General features: G+C 61.8%; 11 protein-coding genes. 6 read left to right on the top strand and 5 right to left on the bottom strand.

Features of this window, described 5'->3' with window-relative positions; translation table 11 throughout:
• Together FHY04_RS22075 and FHY04_RS22070 are read right to left on the bottom strand one after the other, a co-directional pair.
• Nucleotides 1-371, bottom strand: a 371-nt coding sequence (locus FHY04_RS22075) for a hypothetical protein (protein ID WP_183938014.1), incomplete at its 3' end; no start/stop codon positions are given.
• Between the two features lie 338 nt (nt 372-709).
• Nucleotides 710-1,372 carry a cation transporter gene (locus FHY04_RS22070; RefSeq protein ID WP_151989839.1) on the bottom strand — a complete coding sequence of 221 codons (663 nt, stop codon included), beginning with the start codon at nt 1,370-1,372 and terminating at the stop codon, nt 710-712.
• A 69-nt stretch (nt 1,373-1,441) separates the two neighbouring features.
• Between FHY04_RS22070 and FHY04_RS22065 the strand changes: the two genes are divergently transcribed.
• The 5 genes from FHY04_RS22065 (at nt 1,442) to FHY04_RS22045 (ending at nt 6,959) form a co-directional block, all read left to right on the top strand.
• Nucleotides 1,442-1,885, top strand: a complete 444-nt coding sequence (locus tag FHY04_RS22065; RefSeq protein WP_234422486.1) for a helix-turn-helix domain-containing protein — start codon at nt 1,442-1,444, stop codon at nt 1,883-1,885.
• Nucleotides 1,886-1,965: 80 nt separating this feature from the next.
• Nucleotides 1,966-4,341 (top strand): PAS domain-containing hybrid sensor histidine kinase/response regulator, encoded by a 2,376-nt coding sequence (locus FHY04_RS22060; protein ID WP_151989837.1) that lies wholly within the window; start codon nt 1,966-1,968, stop codon nt 4,339-4,341.
• A 454-nt stretch (nt 4,342-4,795) separates the two neighbouring features.
• The gene (locus FHY04_RS22055) at nt 4,796-5,554 is read left to right on the top strand and encodes a hypothetical protein (RefSeq protein ID WP_159513024.1); all 759 of its coding nucleotides are present in this window, start codon (nt 4,796-4,798) and stop codon (nt 5,552-5,554) included.
• A complete protein-coding gene (locus FHY04_RS22050; RefSeq protein ID WP_159513025.1) occupies nt 5,551-6,198 on the top strand; it encodes an RES family NAD+ phosphorylase in 648 nt (215 codons plus the stop codon). Before FHY04_RS22055 ends, FHY04_RS22050 begins: the two co-directional genes overlap by 4 nt.
• Nucleotides 6,199-6,695: 497 nt before the next feature.
• Nucleotides 6,696-6,959 carry a hypothetical protein gene (locus FHY04_RS22045; RefSeq protein ID WP_183938012.1) on the top strand — a complete coding sequence of 88 codons (264 nt, stop codon included), beginning with the start codon at nt 6,696-6,698 and terminating at the stop codon, nt 6,957-6,959.
• Nucleotides 6,960-7,666: 707 nt separating this feature from the next.
• Here FHY04_RS22045 and FHY04_RS22040 read toward each other — a convergent pair.
• Together FHY04_RS22040 and FHY04_RS22035 are read right to left on the bottom strand one after the other, a co-directional pair.
• Nucleotides 7,667-8,350, bottom strand: a complete 684-nt coding sequence (locus FHY04_RS22040; RefSeq protein WP_183938010.1) for a GGDEF domain-containing protein — start codon at nt 8,348-8,350, stop codon at nt 7,667-7,669.
• Between the two features lie 69 nt (nt 8,351-8,419).
• On the bottom strand, nt 8,420-9,079 hold the full coding sequence (locus FHY04_RS22035) for a GAF domain-containing protein (RefSeq protein WP_183938008.1): 660 nt from the start codon (nt 9,077-9,079) through the stop codon (nt 8,420-8,422).
• A gap of 196 nt (nt 9,080-9,275) precedes the next feature.
• Between FHY04_RS22035 and FHY04_RS22030 the strand changes: the two genes are divergently transcribed.
• Nucleotides 9,276-9,425: a hypothetical protein gene (locus FHY04_RS22030; protein ID WP_162237052.1), complete on the top strand. Its 150-nt coding sequence runs from the start codon at nt 9,276-9,278 to the stop codon at nt 9,423-9,425.
• A gap of 441 nt (nt 9,426-9,866) precedes the next feature.
• Here the strand turns inward: FHY04_RS22030 and FHY04_RS22025 are convergent, their stop codons facing one another.
• The gene (locus FHY04_RS22025) at nt 9,867-10,610 is read right to left on the bottom strand and encodes a TorF family putative porin (protein WP_183938006.1); all 744 of its coding nucleotides are present in this window, start codon (nt 10,608-10,610) and stop codon (nt 9,867-9,869) included.
• Between the last annotated feature and the right edge of the window lie 143 nt (nt 10,611-10,753).

The raw sequence follows: 10,753 nt of genomic DNA, 5'->3' as shown, positions 1-10,753 counted from the left end.
CATCGGCCGCATCGTGGACCTCTACTCACCCCAGGAATGCTCGAACTATTTTGCAGCCGCTGGTTACGATGCAGACTGATCAGAAACCGCTCTAGAACAATCCATAATAAAGGAGAGCGCAAATGCCCGAAGAGAAGCTTGGCTCGCATCACGACCATCCCGGACATACGCCTGGTGATCTCGACCCCCACGGTCACCGCGACACGAGCGGGCAGCAAGAGGTGCCAGGAGAGCACCACGATCACCCGGGCCACGTGCCCGGCGATCTCGACGAACACGGCGACCGGGATACTAGTGGCCAGCGGGACGTGCCAGGCGAGCACCACGATCACCCTGGCCATACTCCGGGCGATGTCGATCCAGACGGCCATCGTGACAAGAGCGATTCTGGCTCGAACTGAAATGCTACCTCGGCGAGGCCCTCCCCGCCGAGGTAGATTGCGACGGCATTTCTTCGGCAGGAGCGACAGCCGCGCGCCGCACCTGAGCGTTCATCTATCGAACGTTTTTGCGAGGATCGCCTCGGTAGCGACAGGTCCCTACTAACTGTTCTAGAGCTATTCGCGAGCGGGCAAGCGATGGTGGAACCGACGCATCTCACGCCCTGGTTCCGCCTGAGACGGGCCCAAGTTCAACAGACTGAACGAGTGTAAGGCGAAAATACACGGCAAAGTCGGTAGCCCTTTATTCGGCTTTTTACCGGAGAAGCTTACCCAACCCGTTCCAACGGCTGCCTGTAAGCGGAGGGGGCAGGCGTGAGACCAGATCGCAGTTCGGCACGCGCCTGTCGCATGATCTGGAAGCCGCCCGACAGACCGAGCACCGCCATCAATGTCGCCACCACAAGATCAGGCCAGGCGCTGTTCAGACCAAAGACGCCGCCTGCAGCCAGCACCACGGCGATATTGCCGATCGCGTCGTTGCGCGAGCAGATCCAAACCGAGCGCATGTTCGCGTCACCGCTGCGAAAGCGGTACAGCATGACTGCGACCAGCAGGTTTGCAATAAGCGCCGCGACCCCAATGATGCCCATGACCTCGGCATGGGGTACAGTGCCGTGGAAGGCGCCCCAGCCCGCCGCGAGCAAGACATAAAGACCGAGCAGGGCAAGCGTCGCTCCCTTCAGCATCGCTGCCCGCGCGCGCCAAGCTATCGCCATCCCGGCGACGCCCAAGCTGATCGCGTAATTGGCGGCGTCACCGAAAAAGTCGAGCGCGTCGGCTTGAAGCGCTTTCGATCCGCCCGTAATCCCAGCGACGATTTCGACCCCAAACATGCCGCCGTTGATGGCGAGCGCGATCCACAAGGCGCGCCGCCACTTTGGGTCGTTCAGGGTGCCCGCCTTGTCGGACGCGCAGCTCGTGCAGGCCATCTTTGCCACCTCGGTAGAATCGATCTAGCAGCCTATATGCACCCTCTAGTCGGTAGAGGGTCAAGGGCTGTGTCTGAGAAACTGACGATCGGTAAGCTGGCTTCGGCGACAGGCACCAAGGTCGAGACGATCCGCTATTACGAACAGATCGGCTTGCTGCCGGCACCAGCCCGGTCGGCCGGTAATTACCGGACGTACGAGGGCGAGCATCTGCGGCGATTGTCCTTCATCCGTCGAGCGCGCGATCTCGGCTTCTCGATCGATCAGGTCCGGGAGCTGATGGGGCTCGCCGGTCGTCGCGAACAGTCCTGCATGGCCGTGGACGTGATCGCCCATCGGCATCGGGATGCGATTACGCGGAAAATTGCTGATCTGACGGCCCTCGCGGGCGAACTGGACGCGTTGATCGACTCCTGCAGCCGAAACACCGTGGCCGACTGCAGGATTATCGAAGCCTTGGGTCCGACCGTGGACATGCCTTTCACACAGAGCCGAGCCCACGGCCCGAACTGATGGAAGGCCCTGATTGCGTTTGGTGCCGCAATGGGCAGTGCTAGAGACCAAAAGAAGATCAGCGTGTTAAGAGTGATATAATGGATCAAACCACTAGCGCTGTTAGCGTCGAACAGCGCCTACTCGAAAGCGAAGCCCGGCTCCGGCTTCTGACCGAAGCGAGTACAGACGTCCTGTACCGGATGAGTCCGGATTGGGGCGAGATGAAGGAACTGGATGGGGGCGGTTTCCTGCCCAGCACCCCGTCATCCAACCCGAACCGTTCCTGGTTGCTGGCCTATATTCCCGAAAGCGATCAGCCGGCGGTAACCGCCGCCATCGATGAAGCGATCCGGCTCAAGAAGATATTCGATCTCGAACATCGCGTTGTGCGTGCGGATGGGACCGTCGGCTGGACGCTGTCCCGTGCCGTTCCGCTACTGAGCGCAGATGGCGAGATCATCGAGTGGTTCGGGGCAGCAAGCGACATCAGCGCTCGGCGTGAGGCTGAGGCTGCAATGCGCGAGAGCGAAGCGAAATTGCGCCAGTTCAACCAAACTCTCGAGCAGCAAATCGCCGAACGCACGGCCGAGCGCGACCGCCTTTGGGAAGCATCGCCCGATCTTCTCGTGGTCATAGACTTCGACGGGGTCTTCCAGCGTGTAAATCCAGCCTGGACCACGGTCCTCGGCTATGCGCCTGACGAACTCGTCGGGCATCACGTCAACGAGTTCGTCGTTCCGGACGATCACGGCAAGACGGTCGACGCCTATGAAACGGCTGCAGCCGGCAATCAGCCACGGATCGAGAACCGCTACCGTCACAAGGATGGCTCGACCCGTACTATCTCATGGGTTGCCGCTCCGGCCGGCGGCATCGCCTATGCAACGGGTCGCGATGTCACCGCTGAGCGGGAGATGGAGGCAAGGCTGCACGACGAGCAGGACTTTGCGCGCCTCGCCCTCTCAGCCGTTGGTGGCGTCGGCGTGTGGACCTACGATGTCGCGTCCGACTGCTTCTTCTGCGACGCGGCGATCTCGGCCCTGTACGCGCTCGATCCGGAGCGGGCCGCAGCGGGCCTGCCGCGCGAAGAGTTTCTGGCCAACGTCCATTCGCAGGACCGCTCGTCGCTGCAGAAAACGATGGATGGCGGGCTGCAACGATCAGGCGATCTGGAACTTGAGTATCGTCTGGTTCACCCCGACGGGTCGATCCACTGGGTGCTGTCGCGTGGACACACCTACTTCGACGAGAGCGGCAAGCCTGTCCGGCGAACCGGCGTCGGTGTCGATATGACCGGGCAGCGGCAACTCGAAGATCAGCTACGCCAGGCGCAGAAGATGGAGGCGGTCGGCCAGCTCACCGGAGGGCTGGCGCATGACTTCAACAACCTCCTGACGGGCATGATGGGCAATCTGGAACTGCTCCAGATGCGTCTGGAGCGAGGCAAGCTCGACGATGCCGAGCGCTTCATTCACGCAGCGCAGGGAGCTGGGCGGCGCGCAGCTTCCCTGACTCAGCGTCTGCTCGCCTTCTCACGGCGGCAGACGCTCGATCCAAGGCCAACCGACGTCAACCGTCTCATCGCCGGGGTCGAGGACCTGCTGCGCAGAACGGTGGGGCCGACCACGGATATCGAGGTTGTGGGAGCGGCGGGGTTGTGGCCCGCCATGATCGACGCGACGCAGCTCGAGAGCGCGATTCTCAACCTATGCATCAACGCGCGCGATGCCATGCCCGATGGCGGTCGGATCACGATCGAGACCGCGAACAAGTGGCTCGACGACCGGGCGGCCCGTGCGCGCGACCTGTCGGCAGGGCAATATCTGTCGATCTGCGTCACGGATAGCGGCACGGGCATGTCGCCAGCGACAATCGAGCGCGCCTTCGAGCCCTTCTACACGACCAAGCCGATCGGAAAGGGGACCGGGCTCGGGCTGTCGATGATCTACGGCTTCGCTCGTCAGTCGGGTGGCCAGGTAAGAATCTACTCAGAGCTGGGGCATGGGACCACGATCTGCATCTATCTCCCCCGCTATGCCGGCGATGCCCTGCTGGGCGAGGAGGAGGAGGCGATCGCTACCGCCGCAACGGCCAGCGGTCAGACGATCCTGGTGGTCGACGACGAAGCCACGATCCGGCATCTCATCGACGAGGTGCTCGACGAGCGGGGCTACACCGTGATCGGCGCGGCAGATGGTGCATCGGGCATCAAGGTGCTGCAATCGGGCGCGAAGATCGAACTGCTGATCACCGATGTCGGCTTGCCGAACGGCATGAACGGGCGCCAGGTCGCGGACGCCGCACGCTCTCTCCGCCCCGACCTGAAGGTGCTTTTCATCACTGGCTATGCGGAGAACGCTGCGGTCGGCAACGGCCACCTCGAACCCGGTATGGAGCTGCTGACCAAGCCCTTCACGATGCAAGGGCTCGCGGCCAAGGTCGCGGAGATGATGAACGTCGGTGGCACCTCATGACGGAGTTCGGTCGACGCTCTCATGCGGCAGCGGTCAAACCAAAGATTTCTCGGGCCGCATTGGAAGCCAGAGCTTGTCTCAAAAGTATGTCTCAAAACCTATCATTAATCGGGTAGAGATGCGTTCGGAAACTGAGGAGCTATCGGTCACGCCCACTCATGCCGCGCCACGCCGACGACCTCCTGCTCCGTTCGACCGCTCGATGCTTCGGACGGAAATCGCCGCTGGGTGTCGCCCGGGCGAAGGTTTCAACATGTCAGGAGAACCGACGAAACCCTCCCTGCCCGGCCGCATTCTTTTTTCCAGGAAGGGCAGTTACTGGAATAAACATCGGCAGTGGCGTGCGTGGTTAGATCGCTTATGTGTTAGCATGACTAAGCGCCATTGCCTCCGTGGGGTGGCAATTTTGGTTAGTTCGGTTATATGTTAGCGAGACTAACCACAGGAGCTGTCCATGGCGACCCTCGCCACCGCTGTCGATCCGAGCGCCTTCGCCAATCTGGTGTTCGCCAGCCTGGTCGAGACCGCGCGCGCCAAGCCGGCCAAGCGGCGCGGGGCTCCGCGTTCCGAAGCCGCCAGCGACACCTTATATATAGCGCCTACTGTTGAGGGCTTCTCCGAACAGTATCGAACCGCCGTCGATCACGCGATCGAGCAGCTGACCGCCACGGGCATCGCAGCCGACCCGGATCGACAGGCACTCTACGCAATCGTCGACAAGCTGTTGCCGGATGTCCGCGCGCGGCATCTCGAGCGCAAGATCGAGCAGCTCCTCGACGTCCTGGCCGATACCCATGATCCGATGGCCGAGTTCCATACCGCAGTCGCGGCTGACAACACCGCCATCCGCCAGCGCTTCATGCACGAGGTCGAGACGCTGACCTCGGCCGAGGTCGCGGCGCGCGCCGGGCATGAAGCCAAGAACCGCCACCAGACCGCCGCGCGCTGGAAAGCGCAGCGCCGCGTCTTCGCGGTCCCCTACCAGGGACAGGACCGCTTCCCGACCTTCCAGTTCGACGCCGACGGCAAGCCGCTTCCCCTCATCAAGAGGATTTTGGAGGTCCTGCCGACGAGCCGGTCACCATGGCAAACCGCCTTCTGGTTCGTGTCGACCAACTCGTGGCTGGGTGGACCCGCTCCGAGGGAACTCCTCGACGATGAAGCGGCCGTCCTCGACGCCGCGGCGCATGAGAGCGACGAGATCGGCGGGTGACAGCGCTGGCGCCGACCGGCATTGTCCCCAAACCGCCGACCGCCTTTGCGACCCACGTCACCGATCTGCCCGTAGGCGCCGTTCTCTGGCGCATTCACGCCGAAAAGCTTGCCGGCGATGCGTTCAATCCGGGCTTTGGCTCCTCGCGATTCGCGCCGATCGGCCCCGTGCGCAAACGCGTGCCGACCGCCTATGCCGCGGATGGATTTGAGGCCGCGGTCTACGAGACGATCTTCCATGATCTCGATCCTGCTCAGTCCTTCAAGACGTTTCCGCTTAGCAAGCTCGCGGATGTGCGCTGCTCGGTGCTGCGGGTCGCCAGCCCGCTGGCGCTGCGCTCTTTCCTCGCGCCGGACCTGATGAAACTCGGCATTGCTCGCAATCAGTTGATCGACACACCCGCGAGCGAGTTCTCGGATACGCGGCGCTGGTCCGCGGCGCTGCACCGCAAGGACGCCGCCACGCACGGGATGGTCTGGGAGTCTCGCGCCTATCCCTCGTCGCTGGCGGTGATGTTCTTCGGCGATCGCGTGCCGCCCGGAGCGCTCAGCGTAGTCAGCGCCGTCCGGGTTGATGCCGACCCAAGCCTTGCCGCGCGGTTCAAGGCACTGGCGGATCGATCGGGCGTATCGCTGATCGTATGATCGACCCAATTCCCGCCATTCCTGGCGCCTATTGGCCTCCCCAACTTCCGACGTTCATTCAGCTTTGCGGATCGTCGCGCATCGCTGCCGGAATGGCGAGACCTGGGACGAAGCAGTCGTTCGGGCAATCGGCCGGGAATGTCGGGTTTCGGATGAATCGGCCATTCGCGGGGCTTCCGAGATTTGCTCGGCATCGAGCCAGCCTGCACGGTAGTGACTCCGCGGGGCGTCGATCTCACGCCAAAATAACAGCCGCGGCTCCCCTGACGAAAAACCCCGCCTCCGAGGTTGTCGCGCACTTTCTCAATCCGACAGGGTATCTCGCACAATAGTGCGAACCTAGAGCACGTGCGCCACCGCCCCACGCCGCAATTCTCCAGAATTTGCGGTGCTCTGCGTCGCCTATCATGTGTTTTCCGACAAAGCAGATCGCTCAAGGTAGTCGTTGGAAGCTAAGCCGGTTTGCCCGAAAGCCGCCATTCCGTCATTGTCTGGGCATGAACCACATCTATACCAGCAGTGACGACTTCTTCCATGATCTGTGCTTGCTCACTGAAGCTTGGTGCGACCGCCGCTGCCTCCACGCGTTAGCCGACGTGCTACCGGCGTTCACTTCAATCAACGGATCGACGGACGGCTGGGGTGAACTGGCTGCCGCGTTGAAGGCCGCATTCCTGTCGAAGGACGCCCTGACCGGCCACGAGCGCCAGATGGTCGCCCAACTCCGGCGTGCAGCAGAAGACTCGGTTCATTGGCGCTGATCTAACCCGTTCAGTCGTCGATTTCCTGAGGTCGGGCGTCCACAGCGGACGGTCCGCGTTCCTCCAAACCCGGACATTCCTGGTTACCGCGCGCCGAGACACCGACGACAAATAGCGCGATCAGAACACCGACAGAAAGCGTGAGCGTTTACTCAGGTCGGGGCGGGCGGCCTTCTCATTCAACGGTTCGTTTGCGGGAAGGCGGGTAAGGGCACCGTCCAGCCCGGGCGAACGGGTCCTACCATGATCTTATTGATGCACAGGCGGATCGATCCCATTCGCGGACTGTCACAACGGTCGTGAGCGAGCCGCAAACCAGCCGGTAAAAGCTGAGATTGCGACAGCCGGCACAGCGAGGACGCAGGACATTGCCAGGCCGATTACCCAGAGCGAGATAGTCCCGGCGTTGAGCCATATCACAGGAAGCTGGGCAAACGTCAGGATGACTCCTGCCATCCACCCCCTCGTCTTGAACGCTGCCCCTGTTAGCGCAGCTAGGCCCAACGAGGCGGGGTACCAGAGACGCCAGTAGGCGTCGGCATCCCAGGGTTCCGCCGCGCCTGTCACCCAGCTGACGAAAAGCCAGGACAGGACACCGGATACCAGCAAGACGGGAATTTTCATCAGTCCGATGCTCATCGGCTCATTGTCACATGCAAAATGCCTGAATCCTATTCTCGCCAACCAGATGCCGGGGTCAAAGCAGATTATCGCGGCTCACCAACCAAACTTTGGATATAGGCGCTTTTGCCTGCAATAGCGCCCGTGCCTCGCTGCATCCGCTTCGCGCGGTACAGAGCCTCGTCTGCCTCTTTGAGCAACGAAGCCCGATCGACATAACTTGCGCCGTAGACACAGGCTCCGATCGTCGCGGACACCGTTATAACGCTACGGTCGTCAGGCACGGCGTAGCGTAGGTCTGCGAGCAATTGCGCGATGTCTTGGACGAGTTCTTCGTGTGTACGCCGCCCGCGCAGGATCAGCACGAACTCGTCCCCGCCCAGCCGGGCAACGAAGTGGTCGCCCAGATACTGTGCTGCTTGCAGCTTGGCGGCCATCGCCTGCAAAACTCTGTCCCCGGTCGCATGGCCAAGCCGGTCGTTGACCTCCTTGAACCGATCCAGATCGATGATTGCTATAGCAAGCGGTGCACCTTCCCGGGCGCGATCGAGCGCAACTTCCAACTCTTCGTTAAAGGCGCGTCGGCTTGGTATGCCGGTCAGTTCGTCGGTTCGAGCTACCGCAACCAGGCGGCGCTCGAATTGGTACCGGTCGGTGATGTCCTGGATCACTCCCATGACGGCGACACGCTTACCGACGCGCTGATCGATCTCACCCAACGTGCGCACGCGACGGGGCCGTCCCTGCGCATCGGTGAAGTTCAGCTCCAAATCCCATGCAGTTCCCTGCTGCGCACAGCGGTCAAGCGCTGCTTCCAGCTTCGCACGGTCACCTTCAGGCTAGAACTGCATCGCTGTGTCGAGTTGCTCTCGCGATCCCGGCGCGAGGCCGTGGATCGTGTAGGTTTGATCCGACCAGTGTAGCTGTCCGCTTTCGAGCTCGAGGCGCCACGATCCGATCCTTGCCATGCGTTCGGCGTGCTGGAGCAGTCTGTGCGTGCGAGCCATGTCAGCAAGGGCCTCCTGGCGATCAAGCGCCAGCTGTAGGTTCTCTTTGCTGGTCCGGCGCGCCTCAAGCAGCGCTTCGACGACCCGCGCCATACCGGCGAGTATCTCCAGCTTTTCGCGGGTCGGATCCTGCGGCTTGTCGTCAGCCACGCACAAGGTGCCGATCGGCAGCGAGGCACCTCCTCCTGGTGGTGTCACTCGCAGCGGCACGCCTGCATAGAAACGCACAAAGGGTGTTTCCGCCACCATAGGATTGGTTGCAAAGCGCGGGTCTTCGCGCGTGTCCGCGATGACGAGCAGATCGTCGGCAGCGATCGTATGGGTGCAAAAAGACACATCTCGTGGTGTCTCGCTAGGCTCAAGGCCGCACGCTGCCTTGAACCACTGCCGGTCCGCGTCAACTAACGAAACGAAAGCGAACTTGCAGCCAAAGAGGTGCCGCGCCCCTGCAGCGATGGCGTCAAACTCGGCTTCAGGGGGAGTGTCGAGCATATCGAGAGCACGAAGCGCGTCCAGCCGCGCTACCTCGTCGACTATGCCTGTTATGTTTACCATGGGCGACGGTAGCATAAGTGAGGTTGGCATCGGGTTAACGGCATGTACAGGGTCGGTACATCGCCGCGACTCGCTAATGGCATGGCGGTGACTGAGAAACGCTGGAGCGCTCCCGCTTGATAGGAGCATAAACGTGTCCAACTCGAGCGATCTGAGCACTCTTGTTCGTAACGAAGCGCGCGCGCGGGAACAGGCCGAAGCCAGTAACGACGTTTCAGCTCGCATCGCTCATCTGGCTCGTGCTGCCGGGTACGCCAAAATGATCAAGGCTTTGAAGCCATGATGGACGGCGAAACAACCGCTCAGCACCTCGAACGTCTAATAACGGTTATCGGTCAGGCTTTGGCAGTCGCGGATGCTGGTGACCAACCGTTGGTAGGCGCGCATCTTCATAGCTGCCTTCGAACGGCAATCGCGTTGCGTGCTATTCCCGATAGTTTGTCACGGCCCTTTTAATAGCAATCAGCCCGATATCTTGAAGGCAGCAGCAAACAAGATCGCTCGCCAGCAAAACTTACCATCCGCGATTTCTAATCCCGCAAACGAACGATGATCGAGACGGATAGGGCGTTCTCGGACTCGATCCCGGTCGATACGATCAGGAGCGCGACGTCAGGCTATTTTTCAACCGCACCGGCCGTTTGTTAAACATATACAGACGGTTCTGCCCAGGCAGTTCGTATACACATCAGCGTTAATGGGCACTCGCTGACCGCGGTAATCGTCAGAACGAAACCTGTACGCGCCCTACGATTCTGTCTCCGGCGTTGCGTTGATCGGCAAACCTGCTGGCAGTGGCGGTGCGGGAGACGTCAGTCCCAATATAATCGACGCCGATCGTCAGACGGTCACGACGATGCTCGAGACCCAGCCGCCAGTTGGTGTAACTGCCGCCCGGACGAAAACGCTGCACCCGACTGGGGTCGCGGACGCTGCCGGACGAGTGGCCGATCTCGGCAAGCATCGTCAGCGGCGTACCAGGAATACCGGCATTGGCGTTCGCATAGACATACACGTTGCTGCCACCGATCGCGCGCTGCGACGGCGCGCCGATCACGCCGACCGTGGCGTAAAGCGGACCATAGACATAGCTTGCCGATACGCCGGCCTCGACATAGTCCATGCGGCCCCGCGCGCCCGCGAATGCGTGGCCGGTGGCGTCGGTACGGATACGCACCGCACCCAGATCCCAGTCGGTTCCCACCGAAAGGTCGACGACCGCATCGGCGCCACCGTGTCGCACGCTGTTCCGAAGCGTTACTGAGCGCGCCGATGCATCGAGCCGGCCGCGCGAGACGCGAATATCGCCTGCCAGCGCGGCACGTCCCTCACTCCAGCTCAGCCCGCGCCGTTCCTCCTCGCTCATTACCTCCAAGGTTACCGACCTGGCATCCTGTGCAAGCGCGGGCGTGATCAGGCCGCAACTTGCGGCACCGAGCACGCCCGCCAATCGAACGCGCCGGATCATCCTTCGCGCTGCGGACCGTGGATCCGGTCGAGCTCGACGCGCAGCATCTGCTCGTCTTCCTGCGCCAGCTTTACCAGATGCTGCTGCATGTCCGCGGACTTCGTCGCGACCTCCTTCTTGATCGCGCCATGGCTCGCAACGCA

The sequence above is a fragment of the Sphingomonas sp. BK481 genome, from assembly GCF_014194875.1.
Lineage (GTDB): Bacteria > Pseudomonadota > Alphaproteobacteria > Sphingomonadales > Sphingomonadaceae > Sphingomonas > Sphingomonas aerolata.
The sequence above is the reverse complement of the archived record's forward strand: the minus strand, read 5'-3'. Positions and strand labels throughout refer to the sequence as shown.

Coding starts and splice junctions, on each gene's coding strand:
- FHY04_RS22025 (WP_183938006.1), bottom strand. CDS start 10,610: ATGATCCGGCGCGTTCGATTGGCGGGCGTGCTCGGTGCCGCAAGTTGC.
- FHY04_RS22035 (WP_183938008.1), bottom strand. CDS start 9,079: ATGCTCGACACTCCCCCTGAAGCCGAGTTTGACGCCATCGCTGCAGGG.
- FHY04_RS22045 (WP_183938012.1), top strand. CDS start 6,696: ATGAACCACATCTATACCAGCAGTGACGACTTCTTCCATGATCTGTGC.
- FHY04_RS22070 (WP_151989839.1), bottom strand. CDS start 1,372: ATGGCCTGCACGAGCTGCGCGTCCGACAAGGCGGGCACCCTGAACGAC.
- FHY04_RS22055 (WP_159513024.1), top strand. CDS start 4,796: ATGGCGACCCTCGCCACCGCTGTCGATCCGAGCGCCTTCGCCAATCTG.
- FHY04_RS22060 (WP_151989837.1), top strand. CDS start 1,966: ATGGATCAAACCACTAGCGCTGTTAGCGTCGAACAGCGCCTACTCGAA.